Annotated in this window: 17 protein-coding genes and 1 tRNA gene; 10 read left to right on the forward strand and 8 right to left on the reverse strand. The window is 60.1% G+C overall.

Annotated elements, in window-relative coordinates:
* The first annotated feature begins 183 nt into the window (after positions 1 to 183).
* On the forward strand, positions 184 to 1356 hold the full coding sequence (locus N2603_RS06700; protein ID WP_260388130.1) for a thiolase family protein: 1173 nt from the start codon (positions 184 to 186) through the stop codon (positions 1354 to 1356).
* A 174-nt stretch (positions 1357 to 1530) separates the two neighbouring features.
* On the opposite strand, the gene N2603_RS06705 is transcribed toward N2603_RS06700, so the two are convergent.
* Positions 1531 to 4833, reverse strand: a complete 3303-nt coding sequence (locus N2603_RS06705; RefSeq protein ID WP_260388131.1) for a PAS domain-containing sensor histidine kinase — start codon at positions 4831 to 4833, stop codon at positions 1531 to 1533.
* Between the two features lie 691 nt (positions 4834 to 5524).
* On the opposite strand from N2603_RS06705, the gene N2603_RS06710 reads away from it, so the two are divergent.
* The 4 genes from N2603_RS06710 (at position 5525) to N2603_RS06725 (ending at position 8687) form a co-directional block, all read left to right on the forward strand.
* Positions 5525 to 5959, forward strand: a complete 435-nt coding sequence (locus tag N2603_RS06710) for a phasin (protein WP_260388132.1) — start codon at positions 5525 to 5527, stop codon at positions 5957 to 5959.
* A 196-nt stretch (positions 5960 to 6155) separates the two neighbouring features.
* Positions 6156 to 6232 (forward strand) — tRNA-His (locus N2603_RS06715).
* Between the two features lie 84 nt (positions 6233 to 6316).
* The gene (locus N2603_RS06720; RefSeq protein ID WP_260388133.1) at positions 6317 to 7942 is read left to right on the forward strand and encodes a site-specific integrase; all 1626 of its coding nucleotides are present in this window, start codon (positions 6317 to 6319) and stop codon (positions 7940 to 7942) included.
* 514 nt (positions 7943 to 8456) lie between these two features.
* A complete protein-coding gene (locus tag N2603_RS06725) occupies positions 8457 to 8687 on the forward strand; it encodes a DUF6894 family protein (RefSeq protein WP_260388134.1) in 231 nt (76 codons plus the stop codon).
* A 248-nt stretch (positions 8688 to 8935) separates the two neighbouring features.
* Here the strand turns inward: N2603_RS06725 and N2603_RS06730 are convergent, their stop codons facing one another.
* From N2603_RS06730 to N2603_RS06755, 6 genes are all read right to left on the reverse strand, one after another.
* Positions 8936 to 9136 (reverse strand): hypothetical protein, encoded by a 201-nt coding sequence (locus N2603_RS06730; protein WP_260388135.1) that lies wholly within the window; start codon positions 9134 to 9136, stop codon positions 8936 to 8938.
* Between the two features lie 534 nt (positions 9137 to 9670).
* Complete coding sequence (locus N2603_RS06735; RefSeq protein WP_260388136.1) at positions 9671 to 11482, reverse strand: DEAD/DEAH box helicase family protein; 1812 nt, start codon at positions 11480 to 11482, stop codon at positions 9671 to 9673.
* A gap of 701 nt (positions 11483 to 12183) precedes the next feature.
* Positions 12184 to 12645, reverse strand: a complete 462-nt coding sequence (locus tag N2603_RS06740) for a MarR family winged helix-turn-helix transcriptional regulator (RefSeq protein ID WP_260388137.1) — start codon at positions 12643 to 12645, stop codon at positions 12184 to 12186.
* A 148-nt stretch (positions 12646 to 12793) separates the two neighbouring features.
* Positions 12794 to 13603, reverse strand: a complete 810-nt coding sequence (locus tag N2603_RS06745; RefSeq protein ID WP_260388138.1) for a phosphoadenosine phosphosulfate reductase domain-containing protein — start codon at positions 13601 to 13603, stop codon at positions 12794 to 12796.
* Between the two features lie 504 nt (positions 13604 to 14107).
* A complete protein-coding gene (locus N2603_RS06750) occupies positions 14108 to 14842 on the reverse strand; it encodes a hypothetical protein (protein WP_260388139.1) in 735 nt (244 codons plus the stop codon).
* Positions 14843 to 14859: 17 nt separating this feature from the next.
* Entirely contained in the window at positions 14860 to 15531 is a 672-nt protein-coding gene (locus tag N2603_RS06755; RefSeq protein ID WP_260388140.1) for a recombinase family protein, read from the reverse strand.
* A gap of 132 nt (positions 15532 to 15663) precedes the next feature.
* Between N2603_RS06755 and N2603_RS06760 the strand changes: the two genes are divergently transcribed.
* The 4 genes from N2603_RS06760 to N2603_RS06775 all read left to right on the forward strand — a co-directional run bounded on the left by N2603_RS06760 (position 15664) and on the right by N2603_RS06775 (position 21640).
* A complete protein-coding gene (locus N2603_RS06760) occupies positions 15664 to 17607 on the forward strand; it encodes an ATP-dependent nuclease (protein ID WP_260388141.1) in 1944 nt (647 codons plus the stop codon).
* Positions 17604 to 19505: an ATP-dependent helicase gene (locus tag N2603_RS06765; protein ID WP_260388142.1), complete on the forward strand. Its 1902-nt coding sequence runs from the start codon at positions 17604 to 17606 to the stop codon at positions 19503 to 19505. The genes N2603_RS06760 and N2603_RS06765 overlap by 4 nt, the downstream gene beginning before the upstream one ends.
* A gap of 495 nt (positions 19506 to 20000) precedes the next feature.
* Positions 20001 to 21005: a GIY-YIG nuclease family protein gene (locus N2603_RS06770; RefSeq protein WP_260388143.1), complete on the forward strand. Its 1005-nt coding sequence runs from the start codon at positions 20001 to 20003 to the stop codon at positions 21003 to 21005.
* A 110-nt stretch (positions 21006 to 21115) separates the two neighbouring features.
* Positions 21116 to 21640, forward strand: a complete 525-nt coding sequence (locus N2603_RS06775; protein ID WP_260388144.1) for a hypothetical protein — start codon at positions 21116 to 21118, stop codon at positions 21638 to 21640.
* Between the two features lie 256 nt (positions 21641 to 21896).
* On the opposite strand, the gene N2603_RS06780 is transcribed toward N2603_RS06775, so the two are convergent.
* Positions 21897 to 22061: a hypothetical protein gene (locus N2603_RS06780; protein WP_260388145.1), complete on the reverse strand. Its 165-nt coding sequence runs from the start codon at positions 22059 to 22061 to the stop codon at positions 21897 to 21899.
* Here N2603_RS06780 and N2603_RS06785 point away from each other — a divergent pair.
* Entirely contained in the window at positions 22060 to 22668 is a 609-nt protein-coding gene (locus N2603_RS06785; protein ID WP_260388146.1) for a hypothetical protein, read from the forward strand. The genes N2603_RS06780 and N2603_RS06785 overlap by 2 nt on opposite strands.
* The last annotated feature ends 7 nt before the right edge of the window (positions 22669 to 22675 follow it).

A 22675-nucleotide genomic window follows, 5' to 3' on the forward strand; every position in this document is an offset into this window, starting at 1 on the left:
CCCCGCGGTGTGCGCACCGCGGAATGACGGCCATCATATATTCCGACACGCGGAACAACGCCGTCTCCATCGCGGAGGCGGCGTTTTTATTTTCCCCGCACCCGCCAATCTTTGTGTACCAATGGCGTCCAGGACGCCTCGTAACTACGCTCCGTTCAAAATCGTTCGACAAGGGAGAAAACAATGCGTGAAGCCGTCATCGTTTCCTATGCGCGCACGGGCCTCGCAAAATCCGGCCGCGGCGGGTTCAACATCACGCCGCCGATGTCGCTTGCGGCGCACGCCATCCACCACGCGGTCGACCGCGCCGGCGTCGAGAAGGACTATGTCGAGGACTGCTATCTCGGCAATTGCGCCCACGGCGCGCCGAACATCGGCCGCCAGGCCGCGCTGCTCGCGGGTCTGCCGAAGACCACCGCCGGCGTGTCCGTGAACCGCTTCTGCTCCTCGGGGCTGCAGACCATCGCGATGGCCGCGAACTCGATCCGCTCCGACGGCGCCGACTGCATCGTCGCAGGTGGCGTCGAAAGCATCTCGATCCCCGGCGGCGGCTCGCCGAAGGAATGGGTCGATCCGGAACTGCTCAAGGTCGCCCCCGATATCTTCATGGCGATGATCGACACCGCCGACATCGTCGCCGAGCGCTACAAGCTAAGCCGCGAATATCAGGACGAGTTCTCGCTGGAATCGCAGCGCCGCATGGCCGCCGCCCAGCAGGCGAACAAGTTCAAGGACGAGATCGTCCCGATGAAGACCAAGATGAAGGTCGTCGACAAGCAGACCAAGGCGGAGAGCATCGTCGACTACGTCGTCGATCGCGACGAGTGCAACCGGCCCGAGACCACGATGGAGGGCCTCGCCAAGCTTGAGCCGGTGAAGGGCCCCGGCAAGTTCGTCACCGCCGGCAATGCCAGCCAGCTCTCCGACGGCGCCGCTGCCGTGGTGCTGATGGAGGCCAAGGACGCCGAGAAGCGCGGTCTCAAGCCGCTCGGCCGCTTCGTCGCCTGGGCGACCGCGGGCTGCGAGCCCGATGAGATGGGCATCGGCCCGGTGTTCGCGATCCCGAAGCTCTTGAAGCGCACCGGCCTCAAGATCGACGACATCGATCTGTGGGAGCTCAACGAGGCCTTCGCCAGCCAGTGCCTGTATTGCCGCGACCAGCTCGGCATCGATCCCGCCAAGTACAACGTCAATGGCGGCTCGATCGCGATCGGCCATCCCTTCGGCATGACCGGCGCCCGTCTCACCGGCCATCTGCTGCAGGAAGGTGCGCGGCGCAAGGCCAAGTGGGGCGTGGTGACCATGTGCATCGGCGGCGGCCAGGGCGGCGCCGGCCTGTTCGAGATCTATCACTGAGATCAGGCACGATGAATGCGAAGGGGCACGGCGCAAGCCGTGCCCTTTCTTGCTCGAGCTGTATCCACATCGTCATTGCGAGCGAAGCGAAGCAATCCAGAGTCTCACCGCGGAGGCAGTCTGGATTGCTTCGCTTCGCTCGCAATGACGGAGGTCGAATGCGATAGTCGTCGCTCAAGCCCGCGCCAGCGCCGGTGCGAACACCACTTCGATCAGCGTGCCGGAATTCCCTGAACTCTTGATGTTGAACTGGGCGCGGTTGGCTTCGACCAGCGCTTTCGTCAGCGACAGATTGAGCGCGGAATTGTCGGCGGCATCCCCCGGCGGCGGGGTGCGGAACGGCTCCATGGCGGCGGCGACCTCGCGCTCCGAGAGGCCATGGCCGGTGTCGCGGATGCGCAGTGCGATCTCGCCGCGGTCGGTCATCGCGGTGGAGACGATGACCTGGCCGCCGGCGCTCGCTAGCCGGATCGAGTTCGAGATCAGGTTCATGGTGATCTGCCGCATCGCGCGCGCGTCCGCGCTCACCTGCGGCAGCGCATGGGCGAGCGAGGTGCGGATGATGATGCGCTCGCGGTTGGCCTGCGGCTGCATCACCACGACGCAGGCCTCGACCAGATCGTTGAGGCTGAGGTTGGCGAAGGTGAGGTCGAGCTTGCCGGTCTCGATCCGCGACAGCTCCAGGAGATCGTCGATGATGGCGATGACGCGCTCGCCGGAGGCGCGGATGTCCTTCATGTATTCGCCGTAGCGCTCGTTGCCGAGCGTGCCGAAGCGCTCCGAGATCATCACCTCGGCAAAGCCGATGATGGCGTTGAGCGGGGTGCGGATCTCGTGGCTGATCCGCGCCAGCATGTCGGCCTTGGCATTCGCCGCGCCGTCGACGAGGCGGCGCGCCTGCGTCAGCTCGCTCTCGCCCTTCTTGCTCTGCGAGAGGTCGCGGAACACGGCGAAGAAGTTCGGGCCGTCGGGCCGGGTGCGGCCCATGATCATGGCGAGCGGAATGACGCCGCCCTTCTTCTCGCGTCCCAGCACCTCGCGGCCGTGGTCGAGCAGGCTCGCGATGTCCTGGCTCGTCACGCTGCCCAGATAGTCGGCGACGACCTGCTGGCTCTCGGGCGCGAACAGCGTCGCCAAATTCTGCTCGAGCAGCGCCTCGCCGTCATAGCCGAACAGCGCCTCGGCGCTGCGGTTGCAGGCGTGGATGTTGCCTTCGGCATCGAACATGACGATGCCCTCGGCCGTGGTGTCGAGGATCGCGGCGAGATCTTCCGCGTCGGCGTCGCCGGCCGCAGGCTCGAGATCGGGCGCGTAGGGAAAGGACTCAGGGATGATGGGCTCGGCAACGACGGGCGGTGCTGCGACCGCGAGGGCAGCGGGTGCGGCTTGCGGCAGCGCGCAGATCAGCGCATGCGCGCTGTCGCCGTCCCAGTCGATGCTGTGCAGATGCGCGTCGGTGGTCGGCAGCGGCGCTTCGCCATTGGCAAGCGTCGCGCTGATCGTCACCGGCGTGCCGGCTTGCGACGTGCTGCTGGCGGGCGACACGCCCGGTTCGACATAGAGCGCGTCCAACCCGCCGGCATGCTCCAGCGCGCTGAGGTTGTCATAGCCCATGCGCGCGAGGAACGCCGGGTTGGCGTAGAGCAGGCGGTCGAGGCGATAGATCAAAATGCCCGTCGGCAACAGGTCGAGCAGCGTGCGGTCGCGCAGGCTGGTGCCGCGCGCCGGCGGCGCCGCCTCGGTCAGCCATTCGGCCGGTGCGGGTGGCGTCAGAGGTTCGGGCTCAGGCTCGGACAGCAGCGGCTCGGGCGCACTGTCCGCGGCCGGCGGCTCGGCGCCGGCTGCTGCGATGCTTTCGCGCTCGCGTTCGAGCCGCTCGGACAATTGCCGCGCGAGCTCGTTGAACGCGCTGTTCTCGACAGGCGTCAGCGTCGGCGCTCTGGTATCGCCGGGGCTGCGGAACGGCACGACGTTGGGAGGCGTTTCCACTGGCGTTTCCAAATCGGTTGGGTGTGAATTCGCTTCGTTGACGGGGTCGGGCAGTTCAGGTGTTGGCTCAGGCTCAGGCGCAGGCGGCTCGATCGGCGGCGGCGGTGCCTCCGCCACAGGCTCGGGCTCGACGCCATCGGCGGACGGGCTTTGCGGCGCGTGCGGTTTGACGAACAGCTCGAAGCGACGCAGCGCATCGAGCCGGTTGAGGCCGTCGAGATCGCGGCAGACGCCAAAGCCCCGGAAGCCCGCAAAGTTGCGCTCGCGGTCGTAGACCGGCAGGCCTGCGAGCTCGACCGGCAGATGCTCGCCGCCGTCGGCGGGCCAGTTCACGGTGATCCCGGCCCAGGTGTCGTGGCTGGCCAGCGCCTGCGCCACGCGTCCTTCGGGATCGAGCGAAAATTCCTCGGCGATCTCGCGCCAGGGGCGGCCGAAGCCGGCCGCGGTGTGCGCGCCCATCAGGCGGATGAAGTCGCTGGACGCCAGCACGAAGCGGCCCTGCGCATCCATCTGCCAGAGGAAACGCAGCGGATGCTGGCGCGGTGGCTCTGCGGGAGCGGGCGGCGGCTCGACCATGCCACCAGTGGTGGGCACGGCCTGCGGCGGCACAATGGCTGCGTGCGGGTTTTCAACCGGAGTCTTTGGCGCGAAGTCGATGGCTTCGGTCGTTTCCGCGGCAGGCTCGCGCGCCGCAGCCGTATCGGCCAGCTCGGCAAAGGCATCGAACAGCGTGATTTCCGATGCAGCCTCGTTTGGCGGTGCCGGCTGCACATCGTCCGGCGCCGGGGCCGGAGGCACGGGCCCCTCGCGCGCGGCATCCGCAGCCGCCGTCTGCGCCGCCGCCGGCTCGATCAGCGCGACCAGGCCGACATCGGCGCCGATGCCGACCCGTTGCAGCACCATCTGCCCGATGCCGATCGGCGTCTCGACGCGGCCTTGGCGAAGCGCATCGCTGCGGGCCTGTTCGAGGCCGGCCTCGTCGAGGTCGCGGAAGCCGAGCAGGGAGCGGGCGGCCTCGCTGGCGCTGACGAACAGGCCGTCGGGCGCGAACGCTGCCATCGGCACCTTCGCGGCCTCGACCAGCCGATGCAGCCGTTCGACCAGCGGCATGGCCTGCCCGGTCGGGTCCAGCGCTGTGACGAGCACGCCGTTCTTGCCGTCGGCAAAGTCGAGCCGCGCGCAGGCGCAGGTCATGAGCGTGCCGAGCCGGGCCCCGAAGCCGCGCAGCCGCTCCAGCCGCACCGCGCCGCTCGCCGGCAGCTGGCGGGCGAGCCGGGCCACCTGGCGGCGATGGCTGTCGGCGGGGCCGAAGATCTTCTCGGCGAGCGCGGTGGTATGGGCCGCGCCGAACAGCCTTGCGCCGACCGGATTGGCCCACAGCACGCGGCTGCCGTCGACCGCGAAGAGCCAGGTGGGGAGCTGCGAGGTCGCATGCACGGCCAGCCGCGGATCGCCCACCCCTCGCAACTGGAAATCCGAACTACTCATCCAACCGGCTTCACGTCTCGCTGTCGGCGTCTTGGCGGGCGGCTTGCCGGAATGGCAGCCTTAAGAAAGGGTTTATCGCCCGCGGGCGCGGGCAGGTCCACGGCCCACCCCTGAAAGACAGGCCCAAAGCCGCGATAACCTTAATCCGGTAGAACCCGCAAGCCGCAGCGATGCTGCATCCGCAGGATTTGCGGGGGCGGCGATGGTCAGGCCGGTTGCCGAAGCTGCGCGCGGCATCCTCGGTGCCCACCCTCCCCTGGAGGGGGACGGTCGATCGCGCGCAGCGCGAGCGGGGTGGTGTGATCTCTCCCCTCGGGCACCGCCTCCGTTGAAGGACTGTCACCCCACCCCGTCTCGCATCGCTACGCGCTGCGAGTGACCCTCCCCCTCCAGGGGAGGGTAAGAAAGTGCCCCGCTGCATCGTTCTCCACGGCACCCGACTACCTCAACCTCGGGTTCCCCACCTCAGGAACCTCGCCTTCCCCGAGATTAAATTTCGCGCCGCACCCGCCCGATGCATTGCGCTGCACAATGTTGACATGTTAGGCAGCCACAATGCTGGGCGCTGGGCGAGTCATCTCGTTTGTTTCGCGTATCCAGTCTTCGTACCCGCCAACAGATGGCCCCGGTTGGCCGGCGGGCGCGCCGTAAGGCTCACTCCATTTTTTCTAGATTAGCGTGAGGGACCAACATGACAGGTGCGACTGATCCGTTTTCTGCCTCGATCATTCCGTTCGAGGTTCCCGAGCAGATGCGTGCGTTCGCCGAGAAGGGCGTATCGCAGGCCCGCGAGAGCTACGCCAAGTTCAAGGACGCGGCCGAGACCCACAACGGCACCGTCGAGGCCGTGTTCACCTGCGCCAGCAAGGGCGCGAGCGAGTACACCGCCAAGCTGGTCGAGTTCATGAAGGCCAACTCCACGGCCTCGCTGGACTTCGCCCAGGAGCTGCTCGGCGCCAAGTCGCCGTCGGACGCGTTCTCGCTCTGGACCGGCCACGCCCGCACCCAGCTCGAGACCTTCCAGGCCCAGGCCAAGGAGCTGGTCGAGATCAGCCAGCGCGTCGCCAACGAGACCGCCGAGCCGATCAAGGCGAGTGCCGCGAAGTTCTACAAGCCGGCCGCCTGATCAGACCGGCGGATCGATCAAGTTGAGAAACCCGGGCCCCAGGGCCCGGGTTTTGTTCTGGAATAAGGTGATTTTGGCCGGATTTTAGCCCGGCAGCGGCCTTGCCAAACGGAGCCGTTGCACCTAGTTTCCGCCCCGTCCAGCCCCCTCGGTTGTCGGCCCTAGCAAGGGCGCCCCCAGGGCGGCTCGCAAGGATGCAGTTGTAGCTCAGTTGGTTAGAGCGCCTGTCTGTGGAACAGGAGGTCGGTGGTTCGAGCCCACCCAACTGTACCACCGTTGCGGATAACTCCGCATTCTCAGCATCTTATTGATAGACCTGCCGGATTTGTGCCGCCTAAAATACAAAAGGCGTTACAAATGGCGTTGCGGATGGTCGGGTTAAGTCGAGCTGCTGACGGTCGGTGGTTTGCGCGTAAGGGCATCCCAGAAGATGTCCGTGAGGACTACCAAAGGCTCTATGGCCACAAGCGCGAAGCTCACCTCAAGCTCGCCGCCGACACGCCTAAGCACGAGGCTAAGGCCCGCCTCGGAGAGTGGGAGGCCGAGGTCGAGACGCGCATCGCGACCCTGCGCGCCCAACGTAACGGCGAAGGTCAGCCGCTCACCCGACTCAACGCAATTGCTCTCGCTGGCCGTTGGTACAACTGGTTCGTAAAGCAGCACGAGGCAGACCCCGGCTCCCCCAAACACTGGCGGGAATTCAGCGACCATCTTACTTGGAACGTGCTCTACGCCGAGGCGCCTGCAGCGTACCACGAGAACCCCAAGGCTGATCCCCATTGGGAATGGACCAAGGCGCCAGACGTGCGTGAAGCGGTAAGGCCTCAGGTTGCCGAGCTGGCCCGTGTAGCCACGTTCCTTGCAAGCGAGGGTAAGGCTTTAAACGCCGCAGCGCATGCGCTGTTTGTCGATGCAGTGAGCGATAATCTTTTGCTAGCCATCTCGGTGCTGGAGAGGCGCGCGAATGGCGACTACTCACGCGATGACACCCCTGACACCTTTCCGCGGTTCACAGACGGACCCGTGCGCGGCTCAGGCGCGAGCTGCTGGGAATTGTTCGAGGCTTTCGTGACCGCGACAACGCCCGCACCTAATACGGTGACACGCTGGCGAGCCGTGTTCCTCGAAATGCAACGCGAGTTTGCCGAGGTAGGGGCGGATGGGATCACCGAGGACGCTGCGCGCAAGTGGGTGCATGGTCTGATCACAGAGAAGCGTACGGCGATCACTGTCCGGGAGATTTGGCTTTCGGCCTCGCGTCGTGTGTTTAGTTGGGCGCGCGAGCACAAGCGCGTTCGCCAAAATCCTTTCAAGGAAGTTAGGGTTGACGTTCCCCGCAAGGTGCAGACGCGGGAGGACGGCCGCAGCTTTACCACCGCAGAGGCCAGCATCATTCTTAAAGCCAGCCTTACGTATCAGAAGCCCGCCACGCCAACCGAGAGGACGCGCCGTTGGGTGCCATGGCTGTGCGCGTATTCGGGCGCGCGGTCAGGCGAAATCACTCAGTTGCGGGGCGGCGACATTGAAGCCCGCAATGGCTTCTATGTGATGAAGTTGACGCCCGAAGCGGGCACGGTCAAGACAGGCAAGCCGCGCGTTGTGCCAATCCACGAGCACCTGATCGTTCAGGGCTTCATTGAAATGGTGCAGCAGGTTGGGAAGGGGGCGCTGTTCTACAATGACAAGACGCCACAGAAGATAAGCAATGACCCTTTGAAGCCGTCGCGCTCTCGCGCCGAAACTGCTCGCGCTCACCTGGGAACATGGGTTCGTGGATTGGGTGTTGATGATCCCGAACTCAGCCCTAACCATGCTTGGCGCCACCTCTTCAAGAGGATCGGTGACGAAATTGGGATGGCGGAGAAAATGAACGACGCCATAACGGGGCACACGCAGGCGACCGAGGGACGGAAATATGGCCCACCGACCGCGGCGGCCATGGCCGAAGCTCTCAAGAAATTCCCGCGATACGCGCTGGAATGAACGCTTCCTCGGCTTGGACCTGTCGGCCGTTGGGGAGACGGAATTCTACACGCGGCGCCAAGGTAAGTCGATGACCTCGTAAGTCGGCTAATCTACGAGAAGCGGACGAGGCCCGAGCAGTCCAGCAAGTCTCGTTTTGCCCCTGAGCGGACCTTTGGCCGTTCCCATTCCGTGCTGAGGTCGGCGTTTGTTCTCATTAAACGGGCGGGGTAATGTGCGTATTTGACCCCAGTGTCCTAAGTTGATTTTGAGAGTGTCCTAATACGTTTTAGGAACGAATGTTCACTTTTGCACTTAAGCCTCCTGTTGAGAGGTTTAGGTACGTGGCTACGCATCACCAAGATCAGCTTCCGCCGCAAGCGAGGCAGGACCACAGTCCGCGCTGCCCGGCCTGCGCAGCCTTCCCCCGTCTGGCCCAATCGCTACTCGACACCCAGAAGGGCAAGACCGTCCGGCTTTACCAATGCCAGTGTGGCGAACGCATTTGGGATGATTAACTAAGGCGATGCGGCTCATGACCCGGTACTATTTCGACATCCGGGACAACACCGGCCTCTATCCCGATGAAGAAGGGTTGGAGTTCAAGACCCAGCAAGAGGCCGAGTTTGAGGCTGCCAAATCGCTTGCTAACCTGGCAAAGGACTTTGCGGACATACGGCGAGACGTGGCTGTCGAGGTGCGAACGGAAGTCGAGCGCGTGTTCCAAGCTGCGTTCATTTTCGACAGAAGCAGGACAAGACAGTAAGGCCGCCCACCGAGGTGCCTCATCGTTTCAGCCCCACGTTGACTTCCGCTGCTGGCCCGAATGCCAAGTGCCGCCCAGCTCTGAAATTGTCTGCTTGTCGGGGTAGACCGGAAGTTATCGGCGCACAGTCAGAATGGCGCAATTGACCCGGAACGGACGCTGAGTTCGGGGACGGTTCAGCGCGCTGCCACCTGTTCTATCCAACGGGTGAGGGGAGTGTGCAAACGTAATCCGAACACGATCCGGCTTCAGCCGCCTTTTCCCTCACATTCGTCAGCGGGAATGATTGATGGTGAGCGGCGCTCCTCCAATTCCCGAAGCCGCTCGATTTGGTTTCGAAGGCTCTCCGGTTGCTCCGGCGTAGGCTTCAGCGACACGCGCAGTTGTTGGCCAATCACCTTCATAATTGCTCGGCTGTGTTTGGGGTCTATGTCGTCGCGATATGGCATAGCGAAGTCTCCTTCGACAAAAGGGCGCGGAGATTTAGAAACCAGCGCCTGCCTACCGCAGCTTTTCCGCCTCCGGGCATTCTGTGAAACTGGAGACCGCCGCTTTTGGCTATCTGCGCGAGCGCTGTAGTTGAGAACAGCGGGTCTTGCGTAGGACCTTTGGCTATCCGCGACATGCGCCGACTAGTTGACGGCGAGCGACGGTCTCACCGTGCCAAGTCGCGCCGAGACACTTCGTTCCGAATTATCGTAGTGCGAAGATACGTCCGGCTTGCTGCCCAAGACAGCGTCGGCGCCACAGACTGGCCGGGCTAAGCCTGCTCCGGCCGACCCGGCCTGACGCAGATGTCTGGGCTCACGCGCTGGAGTTAAGTTCGGAATGGACGTCGGGATTTGGCCATCACGTCGATATCGGCAAGTCTGCTTCTGCGCCGCTCTCGGGCGCTAAGTGGACGTAATTGTGAGCGCACAGCCTAAAGAGTTGGGCCGCACCTGAGGCTCCGAATGGACACCTTGGGTGCGGCCGTTGTCTTGCTATGCGGCTTTCGCGAGGAAGCTCTTTGAACCTCTCCCGACGCCGGGGATGTACGTAACCCCCAGTCCGATGAGCGTCTGAGTCGTGGGGTGCTCCTTATCGTTCAACGTCTCTCTCAGCTTCTTCAGGTTCTTGAGCTGCAAGGCGTGCTGAATCTCTGAGAGCGACACAGTCCCGGCCGCGTGCTTTGTCATATAGTCGATCAAGCGCACGTGGGAACTGCCGGCGCGGGGCCTCTTCTCCTTGGCGGTATCCAGCGAGAAATCCCACGACTTTACGTTTATGCCCGGCATATCGACTTTGATGTCATCCAGGATCGCATCACCCACCGCATCCTGTGGCAGCACGATGAAGATGTCTGCGGCGGGGCAGTGCCCTTCGGCATCGATCACATGGCGGCAGCAAATCCGATTGATAGCTTGGATGACCGATACGGACATTTGCCGCTGCTCCATCTCCTTGCGCACATTGTTGTACTGCTTCCATTGGGGCGACCTGAGCCATTGGTCATCCTGAGCCCCCTGCAGCGCACAGAACATGTTTGTGGCCCACGTCTGCGGCCGATAGGGCAGTCCAAGAATGATCGCGGTATCGAAGTCTTGCCACGTGTTACGGCCATCAACGGCGCCCCAGTGGCCCACTGAGAACTGCTTGAAGTTGGACTTCTCGGCCCATTTCTTCACGACAAGGTCCTCAACGTCCTTATGGACACACATGAACACCGAACGCTCCGGGCTTACTGCCGCCTCCACAGCCTGCCGAATGCGGGGAAGGCGCCCCTTGATGCGTTCGATCATGGCGTTCTTCCCAAGACCGGTGCCCCTCGCAACGTGGAGTTTGACGCTGCTGTAATCCCGTGCGCGTCCCGGCACAGTCGGGCGCACGTGTCGCTCCTCGAAGAGGTCCCAAAGGAAGTTCGCCCGGGCGGTCGCATCGAGCACCACCGGCCCCGGGGTGTTCAGGGGCACCGCCAAAGCCGCTGAGTTAATCGAGTGCCACTCCCCAGACTTGGAGTAGTAGGCGAACTGATCCAAGCATGACTGAACGGCGGTGATGGTTTCCTCCACGCGTTCGGCCAAGCGGGCTCTGTCCCTGGTGCTGCTGCGGTCGTACACAATGCGATCATAGGGTAGAGTCTGCATTGCTGAGAGGAGAGGGGCGAAGTCCACGCACGCTGGGGCGCTATTATTTTCCCAGATGAGCGACATGGCCCCGTCAAGGTTATCAAGGTCCACATAGGAGAGGAGCACATGGTGCACCTGCTCCAGAAGGGTCACTTGCTCAGGCAACGCCGCGCGCACCGCAGGCGGGATGAGGCTAATGACAAAGGCTAGGTTCTCGGTGGTCGCGCTGCTTTCGTCGACCACGTTGGCGAGAGCTTCGTCGATGATGGTGAGAAGCCGTTGACCACCCCGCCAAGACACCAGACGGTCCCAGGGGCGCCAGTCTTGGCCCTTGAGCTTCCTCTTGGCATTCAGGAACGCTTGGTGGGTGATAATCACCACGTCGCTCTCGTGCAGCTCCTCGGGCGTCGCGTAGCTATCCGAGTGATGGACAACGGCCACTGGTCGGCCTGCCAGAGTGTTCACGGTAGCGGCGATGTTGTTAGCGTCTTCCTTCAGTCGGGTAACGATGAGGATGCCTACCGGCCTGCGTGTGCCTTCGGTCTCTCGATTGAGATCAGCTTGCATCGCTGCATATACGCACGTGCCTTGGGTCTTCCCGGTACCTGTAGGCGGCTGCAGGATGCGCCACGGAGATTGAATACCATTTGCGGCTTCAACTATGGAGACCTCAAAGTTCTCCCCCATGATCCTCCAAAGGATCTGCAGGTCAGTCGAGCAGTGTTGCCCAAGGCCTCCTTCAGAGCGGTGTTTGGTCCAATGCTCGGTCATCCGCTGACAGAAAGACTGCGGGGACACGAGGGCGTAGCTAGAGTTCGGTGATGTTGTTTCTTGCATGATAGTTTGTGGTGTTCTCTATGGGACACGACAAGTCACCGGAAGGACTCCTTGGGAGGAGCACCGGACGGCTTGTGAATGGTGGTGGGGTGAAGGTGGTTGTCTGACATGACCAGCCGGAAAGGAGCCCCTGAAGGCTCTATAGGAGGCACCGTAGTGCTCTGAGGGCACCTAAGGCGCGGAGTTGTCGGCAAACACCCCCCGAAAGCTCTAATAGAACAAGACCATTAGAACTCTCAGGGGGACCCTTTCTGGGTGTTCGCTCTTGGTGTTCTCCTCTCATGAGGAGCTTCGTGGGCTTGGAGGGGTGCTGTGGAGCCCCGGGCTAGGTTAAAATCATATCGCGGGTGGAAGCGCCCTCCCTTGCGCGGCTTCACCGGCTGATCTGTACACCGGGCGGTCGGTAAGGTGCCCGTAGGTTGACAGGGAAGCCCAGGGACTCATTTCAGACACCATGGGCTTCTTTCTGTCGCCACCGCCCGAAAGGAGACAGTGACTCCCGCAGCGAACCTAAGAGGCCATTAGTGTCCTGAGGGGTGGCGGCGTCTGCCTTAGGTATCGCTGGGGACACCTTCGGTTTCTGCGGGGATATAGGTCCCTGCTTCTGTCGGCAGAGATTTCCGTATCCGCGTGCCTGGAGGCGTTTCTCCCTTCAGCACGGCCATCATCTGGCGAACAAGGTCGAGCCCTTGGGGCGTGATGACTACATGGCGCTCCCTACGGTCTCCATGGATTTGCTGAACCACGGCGACAAGTCCTAAGCCGGTCCCGTGTCGCCTGTTGACGGCCCCGAGGTCGCGGAGGTGCTTGGACATCACCTCGCCGCTTACGCCGCAGCGTGCCGCCAGCTCCGACACGGTGAGACCTTCCTGTGCAGCGACATTAAGAAACGTATTCACAAGCGAGAAGGTCAACCGCTTACGCGTGCGACGCATCGGCAGTAGGACATTGAGCAATGTTCTGGCCGCCCAGCGTGCTTGTGGTGAGAGCCCTTGGCTATCGTCGTCGGACATCTGCTTCCTTTCGGCTTCCTAAGGGCCAGGAATGAAGCACATGTCTGGGAGAGGGAGGCCGATGGCCAGCCAAGGGGCAGGTAGTTTCAACAACTCTGCGCCGTTCTACCAACTCAGGTGCGCCAGTTCGGGACGCGCACGTTTCTGGTTAGCCGCCATCGAGCGCAGCGATGACCGCTTGCCGCACCGCAGAGTGCAAAGCCTCAGCAACGGCGAGGTGGTCAGGATAGCGTTGCGCCATCCATGCACGACGATGCGGTGTGAGCCGTGCTGGGCAAATAGAGCAATCCAGCGAGGAGGAGATTTCATTCCAGTAATGATCTGCGACTTCCACACCGAGCGCGTGGACCGCATCCATCACGTTCTCACGCGATAGGTGCCAAAGAGGCTCCACACACTCGATCCCCGGCTGCTCCAGGGGAGCCAGGTTGTTGCCATCGCTCGCGCAGCGCCCGCCTATCGCGCAGCCGATGCCGTCCGCTCTGATCGCTTCCCAACCTACATCTCCCCTATGGCGTCCGCAGCATCTTGTCCAAGGCGCGATGTGAGGTCGCTTTGCCGCGAGCCCAATAAACGAGATGTGCTCTATCGGCACCACCTTGGAAGGTATGCCTTCGCTGAGAAAGAAGTCCGTGAGATCAGATGTAACTACCTTGTGGTCCCACCCGGAAAGCTTGCGGTCCATGAAGGCAATCATGTGAGGAAACTCGGCGCCCGTTCTTACATTGTAGATTGTGACGTTGTCGCGATGCGGCTCCGCTAGATGCAACAACAGAGAGCTTTCCAAGCCGCCAGAGTATAGCAGGGCGACACGCTGGTGCCTTGCAACTGCGTCTTCGAACACGCGCACGGCGTTAGCGAGCAGTGGCTTCCACTCTTGAGGCTCATGAGGCTCCGAGGATTGAGGCTCTGGGGCCGTCACCGGCAGTGAGGAGTCTTCGTGTCCATTGGTGTCCATCTGGGGCTGGTCCTTTCGAGAAGCCGCTTTCGTGTAGAAGGGAGGGTGGGCAGGCGGCAACTGACTGATTTCGTGGAAGCTTGTTCTGTGGTGGTGGTGATTGACGGGGGGGCAAAAAAAGAGCGAGGAGCTGCCTGTGGTGTCCATCGGGGACCTGCGCGCTCCTCGGGTGACTAAGGCGCCTCTACGGTGAGTGAGGGGGCATGCGCTTTCGTGTTTGCGGGGGTGGGTTCGCCAACTAACGGTCTGATCCACTGGCGAATTGTGCTGAGAAGGTGGTGTTTTCATATGTGCCCGCCGCCAAAACACGCGCAGTGCAGCCGTGAGCCGAGCAGCGCCGAGCAGCTTAAAGCCGAGGAACTCGAAACCGGTCAGAGCTCGCGGCCAAAAAGGGTCCCATGGGCGAATATGGGACCCGTTCCGAAGCGCGCTTTCCTGTTTGCGGGGGGCACTCAGCGCCGAAGGCCTGCGTGCGCCCTATGCCCGCCGAGGCTGATGCATTGCCTAAGAATAATAAAATGCTCCGAGTGCGCGAACGTGAATTGCGTGGATCAGCTGGATGATGTGCCAGACATCCAGGTAACGCACCTCGCAGAGGCCATCTCGGAAGCCTCCGCGCATCACCATTCCGCATAGGACCTGTTTCGTGAGGTTGAAGACCGGTGCCCCGCTCATCCCAGTAATCGTCTCGAAGTCTGCTTCGCCATATCTGGCGCTCGCCCGTCTCAGGAGCGTATCGCTGGTTGGGCCTCTATCGCGCAAAGGCAACATACAGAGGGCGAAATTGCCATCAGGCAACAGCCGAGACCTGTCCTTGGAAATCCCAATAGCGAAAAGGTCGTGCTCAGCCGCGCTACTACCGACAGTTTTGTTTTCGATGGGATATGCAGTGCCTCCGAAAAAGTCGGGGGCCAGATCATCAGCAAATTCTATGATGCACAGGTCACCTAAGTCGGAGCCCACCGCAGCGCCGCCCAGGTTGTTGGCGAAACCCAAATTCTTGATCCGTGCCGAGAGCTGCCCTGGTCTCAACTCTGTCCGCGCGCTCACGTGGAGCATATTGGGGTCGAAGTCACCCAAGACATGCTTACAGGTCACCCCATAGGGCCGCCGTCCATACTTAACGATGAACAAGGTCCCGCCATGGGTTGCATGCGGGTACTCCGTGTATTCGGTTTGGAAAAAGACCGCACGCAGCGCGCTGGCGAGAGGATGTTGGTACAACTCTTCCCAATTCATGTGGCTGCGGACGCCTCCTATCTCCGCTCTAGGATATTCGCAACGCTCTGGGCATACCACTGCCCACCGCGCGCCGTAGGGATGCCTCGGGCATTCAGGGCCTCAGCAATCTGCCGCAACGTGCTCGCACCAGCCCTCTGGGCCTCACGGATAATCGGCAGCACATTCGCGGCGTAGCGCTCAGCCTCAGCCTTTACGGCTTCCACCGCGCCTCTGCGAGCCATGTGGAGCTTTGGGTTACCCAGGGTGACCCCGCGAGCTTTAGCGGCCGATAGGGCTTGCCGGGTGCGGGTGGAGATCAGCGCGCGTTCCTTTTCGGCCAGCGCGGCGAACAGGTGCAGCACGAACGGGTCTACGTCAGGCCCAAGCTCAGCAACCACGAAGGGCACCTTGTGAGCCATGAGGCCGGAAATGAAGTGAACATCGCGGCTCAAGCGGTCGAGCTTCGCGACCCCCACGTGGCACTTGAGCTTCCGTGCGGCTGCCAGAGCCGCCTTGAGCTGAGGCCTGCGGTCGAGGGCATCCGAGCCCTTGCCCGTCTCCACCTCAACGAACTCGCAGACCACCTCGTATCCCTCAGCGGCTGCGAAGTGGGCAAGGGTGTGCCGTTGGGCTTCAATGCCTAAACCTGAGCGGCCTTGGCCGGAGGTGCTGACCCGGATGTAGGTGACAAGGGGAGCTGCGGGCACGTCGGAGGTCCTCCAGAGCTGGTCTGTAAAGAACCTATACGTCCATTTAGATTTTATACAAGGGCGATTGTCATCCGTTTCGCCACACGCGGTACTCCAACCTTTTGTTGTCTGGCTCTCCCTTGACGAACTATGGTTGAAGTAGGGGAGAAGTGTTCGGGGGCCACGTTGGAAATAACCCACATAAGCATTCGGAATTTCAGGTCGATCAAATCTCTAGAGCTGCCACTGCGAAGCACGACGCTGCTTGTCGGGCCAAACAACTCAGGCAAGACAGCCATCCTAGATGCAGTTCGGATCGCGCTCGGTAGACGGTGGGGCCAGCGCGGAACGGGATTTACCGAGTACGACATCCACCTTCCCGATGATCGGGCCGACCCAAAACTCTGCGGTCCGGCTGTCATAGAACTAAGAATGTCCGAGCGGGTAGCGGGGGAGTGGCCACAAGAACTTCAGGATGACTTGTTGGATCAGATACAGAATGATCCACATGGTCGCGCCTACATTCGTCTGAGGGTGACATGCGGCTGGGATGCGCAATCTCAAGGCTATGAGCCGCTTTGGGAATTCTTGGATGCGGCTGGGGCTCCCCTACGTGGAGGACGCCGCGTTACCAACACGCATCCCTTTTTTCAGTACATCCCTATTTTCTACATGGGCGCTCTGAGAGACCCGGCTGACGAGTTTTCCGCGCAATCCCAGTTCTGGGGACGACTTCTAAAGGCCATTACAATCCCACCTGCTCTTGAAGCACGGGTGATGAAAGTCTTGGACTTAGTCAATCAGAGGCTGATGGGGAGTGACCCGCGCCTCGCCCAAATAACAGAAGAGCTAAAAGTACTAACTGCAGTAGCGGCTCAAGACACGGCCGGTGATCTTCAGTTGCGAGCAGTTCCGCTAAAGGCGTGGGATTTGGTGTCCCGCTCTGAAATCATACTCCGAAACCAGACGAGCAGCCCGTGGCTTCCTTTGCGGCGTCATGGTCAAGGCGTGCAAAGCCTTTCGGTGGTGTTCCTATTTGAAACGTTTGTCCGCCAACTGTTGAACGATATCTACGGTGTAGGCTCTGCGCCGGTGTTAGCCATTGAGGAGCCGGAGGCGCACCTGCATCCGCAGGCTGCTCGGACAATGTGGGGTCACATCAATGAGCTGCCCGGTCAGAAGATCATAACGACCCACTCGCCATATTTTGTGCAACACGCTCCTTTCAGGAGCATACGATTGGTTCGATGTACCGCAAATGGCACAGAAGTGAGTACGCTTGACGAAAACTACTCAGTCAAAATACCAAATTTGGCAACGCTCAATCCTGTCCTTCAGAAATATCCGGCGCTGACCTACGATGCTGTGAGCGGGCAGCTCGAAGTAGTCGGAAAGATGGAAGAACAGGCCAAGCGGGATTTGATGACCGCTTTTGGTGCCCACAATGATCGGGTCCAAATTTGCAGTGCGATTGTTGACTGTGCCAAACGCAGCGAAAAGTTTGTCAGTGATGCAACTCTGTCCGACCTTGACGAATGGGCGCGTCGTATACGCGGTGAAATCTTCTTTGCGAGAAAGTGGCTATTGGTCGAAGGCCAGAGTGAGCACATCTTACTGCAAGGCCTAGCACGCGAAATGGACTATCCTTTAGACCGGCACGGCGTGACCGTTATCGATTACCGAAACAACGGTAGCTTGGGGCCTTTTGTGGCTCTCGCAAGAGCGTTTGGAATTCCTTGGCTGGCCTTAGTTGATAATGATCTACAGGGACAAAGATCGAAAGCTGAGGTAGCTCAGCTGGGATTTTCGGCCCACCAGCTCAACGAGATGGTAGTCTCACTTGAGCATAGTAACCTCGAGGTCACGATCCTGGAGGCGAAAAACGAGGCCCTCTTGCGGGACATCTTAGCCACGGAGTGTGCGGTTCAGGCGGCTCAGGGCGCGTCACGGGCCGACTTGTGCATTTCGCTCGAAGGTAACAAGATTGAAGTGGCTAAGGCGTTGGTGGCAAGAATGAGAGATGCGCCCCAGATGGCTGTCGTCATCCCCCGTTCCATAATGTTGATGATGTTGAAGCTGCGAGAACACGCTTGACCGAAGATATTTCCTATAGTCGGGATGCAGGTCTGCATCTGAATGCTGCCCAACGCGAGGCGGTTGCGTGGGGTGACGGTGCGGCGTTGGTTCTCGCAGGACCCGGGTCGGGAAAGACCGCCGTTCTTACAACACGGATAGCGTCCCTCCTCAAAGGGTCTCCAAAAGAACGTTTTAGAGTTCTAGCTCTGACTTTTACCAACGCGGCCGCCGCCGAAATGGGTGATCGAGTTAAAGCCCTTCTGGGAGCGGAGGATGATCGGGCGTTTATAGGTACGTTTCACGCGTTCTGCATCAGCGTGCTCCAAAGTCACGGTGCGCACATCGGTGTGAATTCAAGTTTTCGGATCTTCAATTTGGAGGCAGATCGAGAGACGGTGCTGGCAGCAGCACTTCGCAAGCTTGGGCAAGACGGTCTCTATGAAAATAAACGCATTCTTGCAGCTATTGATAGGTTGCGAGGGCGACTTGTGCCTTCGAGAGATGCTGCGCGCTACTTCAAAGACCCGGATAATGGTGCGTTTGTGGCTCGCGCTTATGAGGGTTACGAGAATGCGCTCACTGAGGCTCAGGCTCTCGATTTTCCCGGCCTCTTGATGGAGGCTTGGAGGCTGTTCCACGAGGTGCCTGCTGTCGCTGCTCGTTATCGAAAGACTTTTCGGTATTGGCTCGTAGACGAGTTTCAGGACACCAACCGTGCTCAGTATGGCTTGCTTCGAGAGCTTGCGGGGGATCAGTTTCGCAATCTTTTCGTCGTCGCAGATGATGACCAGATTATCTATCGCTGGAATGGCGCGAGCTACCAGCAACTAGAGCGCTTTCGTAGCGACTTCTTGCCAGTGCAAATCCAGCTTCCCACAAATTATCGCTGTTCTCCGCAAGTTGTAGAAGCTGCGAACAACTTGATCCGCCACAACAGCGAACGTACTCCGAGCAAGGCGGACTTGGTTCCTGGTAAGGTCAAAACCAATGTTGACCCAACTATAAAGCTGAACCACTTCCCCACGGACGATGAGGAGCGCTTAGGTATTGCCGAGGCAATCAGCGCGTCCCCGTTGAGCGAGCGCTCGAACATAGTGGTGCTGGCGCGAAGCAAGTATCTACTGGACGGAGTTCTGAAGGCGTTGGTGACTTTAAACGTCGAGGCGAAAGTCGTTTCAAGAAGAGATGATTTTGTCTCCGCTGCCTACGTCTGGATGCAAGCAGTGTTGCGACAGCTCGTCAGACCGCAGGATACGTCCAACCTGGAGGTCCTCGCCAGCAGCTTCGGTGAGCTGGGTGGCCGAGAGGTGGCGGTGGAGGTGCTGGACGATGCTCAGGTCGAGAGCGGGAAATCTCTGCTGAAGACTTGGGTCGAAACTCAAGCGCTTTGCCCTCCCAAACTTGCACCCCTCATTGAGGCCGCGGATGAACTGGTCAATGATCCGAAAAATTGGCGAACGTTCGTCCAGCGATGCGCGGCCCTTTGGCCGGCTGTGTACGAGGGAGACCAACTTCCTAGCGACGTTTTGGAGGATAGAGATGCTTGGAAGGAGCTGTCGAAGGAAATCAATCAAGCTATCGGCAAGACCGCCTCTCTCGATGAATTCTTGCATCGGTTAGACATAAGTTCAAAAGAGCCAAATCCGGGGCCTTCCTGCGTTCGGCTTATGACCATTCATGGAGCCAAAGGGAAAGAGTTCAAGACAGTTTATCTGCTTGGCCTCGCCGAGGGAGAGTTGCCATCGTGGCAGAGCTTGAAGCCCGGTGCGACGGCTGAGCTGGAAGAGGAGCGGCGTGCCTGCTTTGTCGCGATCACGCGAACTGAAGATCATCTCGTGCTCAGCTACTCCGACCAGTATCGGAATTGGTCAAAGAAGCCATCACGGTTTCTGACAGAGATGGGCCTCCTTTCGTAGGCTCTCGTCACCGGCGGAGCACGGAGCCGCTAAGGTCCGGTCAGGTAGGAAGCATGACAATTATTTTGTGTCCAGTTTGCAAAGGAAAGTGCCTGTGCGTGGCATGCGATGGACGGATGGAAATTTTTCACGAAGGCAGGAAGGAGTGGATCGATTGTCCCGTATGCAGCAGCCAAAACAAAAACGTCTCGGACAATGGTGTTTGCCAAGCATGCAGAGGGGTAGGAACGATTGACGACGCTGCGCCGCTACGTGGGGGCCAAGTGTGACCGGTAGACCGAGCCGTCGGCGGTAGAGAGACTTCTTGCTAAGCATGTACTTCGGTGCGGGCGTGCAGCTGCTCCAGTAAAGCAATTTCCTAGTCCACTCAGAACAAAGGTCTGATCCGTTTGGGTCGTTCGCGCAGAGGCCGCGCCGTGGTGCTTTGATTACCCGCGCCCCCGGAGCTGCTTCAGCCTTGAGCCAAAATACGCTTGCAATAGAATGGGAATTGCGATGAGCAATTTAGCTGGAAGAACTATCAAACTGTTTCTGGTGGACGGTGTTCCTGATGGAATGCGGACCGCGGAAATTATGAGCTGGACCGGACACGTGCTGTTCGCCCCGCGTGCTAGCGTAGCGGCTCTCCTTGCGCGACCTGAGGTTAGAAAGACCGGCGCATATTTGCTGATAGGCCCTGACCCTCAGGATGCTGACCAAACGATGGTCTATGTTGGAGAAGGCGATAACGTTGGTGTGCGCATCTCAAGCCACAACAAAGACTCGGACAAGCAGTTCTGGGAGCACGTTTGCGTAATAACGAGCAAGGACCTCAATCTGACGAAAGCCCATGTTCGTTATTTGGAGAGCAGATTAATCAAGATTATTGATCGCGAGGGGCGTGCTTCGCTCGCGAACAAGAGCGACCCGGATTTTGATCTGCTTCCCGAAAGCGACTTAGCAGACATGGATGATTTCATCGCCCGCCTCCAGATATTGCTCCCAGTGTTGGGAGCCGATTTTGTCCGGCCAACCCCTCAGGTCCGTTCCTCTAAAGCGGTAAAGCCAACGATCATTCCTTCGTCGGAGGCGGGGATCGATGGAGCGCAGGTTCAGAAGTACTCCGTAGACGCTGCCACACATCCGGAGTTCCGCATGAGCGCTGGGGGCCTTCAGGCGAGAGCGGTTGAAGTGGACGGACAAATGATAATCTTGGCTGGATCCGACGCGCGATCCGAGGAGGCGCCCTCCCTCGCTTCCAACGTTCGGACCTACAGAGAGCAGCTGCGCCGCACAGGGAAACTCCATCCCGCCGAGGGCACAGGTAACCTCCGCTTCACCGAGGACGTGGCCTTTACATCGCCGAGCGCTGCCGCTCAAGCGGTGATGGGGACGAGCCGCAACGGGCGCACCGATTGGATAAACACCGCGACGAACGAGACCTATGCTGCGTGGCAAGACCGCCAAGTCGCGAGAGCTGAAGGTCCCGTGGTGGAAGCCGTACACGAACAGCCGCAGTAGTTAAGGAAAGCCGCTGAGGAGTGTCCTTTCGACCGCGTGCAACGCCCAGAGTTGAAGGTGGAGAAAAGCCGACGCCTCCTAACGGGCAAACACCGAGAACGAGCTGACCCATGTATAATTGGACCTTTTTGATCGACGGCGCCGCGTTAAACCTCGAAGCTGACTCCACGGGAGGCTGGTCTGCCTACGGAGACGCCCGTCATCAATGCCGCGCCCCAGCCGAGCAGCGGTTGGCAGATGCACTTCAGAGCATCTCAGGCGGTTTCGTTTCAATCATGCCGACAGGAAGGCCAGCCGCTGCTTACGATCCCGCCGGGAGAGGATTTGAACGCATCGTCGAGAGCAACCTCGACACAAACTCAGCGATGGTCTCCTACTACGACGCGGACCCGCAGATGTTTGGCCTTACCGTTGTGCTTTGTGAGCAGTCCGTGGCTACCTGGCTCGACATGCTAAAGTTCGTTAGGGCCAATCGGTTCAAAGCGGCGGTGGATATTGAGTTCGTCGGCTTCCCTCCCTTCAGCCGCCACTACGAGGCCGTCTCCTACGACGAGTTCATCGCCGCAGATTTCATGGACAGACGCGCAGTCTTCAGCGCCAACGCGAACCTTCGCGTGCTGCCCGAAAAGAACTAAAAGCGATAGCCGCTTCAGAATGCGCGGGCTCATTGGTCGTTGCAGCGAGACTGAAGCTTGCCGACGCTGTGTTGCAAAATACAAAATCCTGCTACAAAAGGGTGTAGAGCGAGCGCAAATTCGCTAGGTCTTTCAATGCTTAGGCTGACGGTTGGCAGTACCCACCCAACTGTACCAGCGATTAAGCGCCAATTTGGCTACGACGTGGGGCTAAGAGGCCGTTCACGCCGGATATGAGAGCAAGATCGAACTAGAACTACTTGTCGTTGCTGCTATCATCTCGTCCGCGGCGTCCTCTTTCGTGTTCTTTTTGCTCTTTGCGTTCTTCCAACCCGTGACCGGGTCGTTCGCGCTCCTCTTTGATGATGCGCGTGTTCTCCTGTGGCTTCCGGAATCCCTCTTCTCGATCCTTTGGTGCCATGTCTATTTCCCCCATACAACAAGTCGACGTTCTGAAACAAAAGAAGCAAGAGTTAATTGTAGCGATCGAAGGGCTGGATGCTACGAAGCGAAAGGATTATCTCGACAAGCTCGAAAAGCAAGCCGAGACCTTCCTTCAAGAGCAGTTGAAGGCTGCTTTGGCGATTAGCCAGCGCGCCGTGACGTTAGCAGCTATCATCGGCGCTATCACGGCCTCTATTGTCGGATTGCTGGGCACTCTTGCCGGCAAAGATATCGGCCTTGGAATACATTACGTTGCGTTAGTCCCACTGCTTGTCTGTCTTATCGGTGCGCTCTCGCGCGTGGCGAAGGCGACCACGCCGGACAGGTTCTTCTATGCTGGGACGAACCCTTTCCTTTGGATCGAGGACATCTCTACCGCCAAGGAATTCGACACAGCGCGTGCCGAACAGGTTGCGCTGTACGCGCAAAGCATCTCAGAGAACACTTTCAATCTCAAAGGCGCTCAGGAGTGCATGGCCGCTGGATTGAGGTGGGCAGGGATTGGCCTTACCCTTTTTATTGGGGCTGAGTTCGTCATTATGCTGAGTTTGTTTGGAAAGCATGGCTTTCCCTCGCTTCCTTAGTTGAAGC

This window comes from Bradyrhizobium huanghuaihaiense, from assembly GCF_025200885.1.
Classification (GTDB): Bacteria; Pseudomonadota; Alphaproteobacteria; order Rhizobiales; family Xanthobacteraceae; genus Bradyrhizobium; species Bradyrhizobium huanghuaihaiense.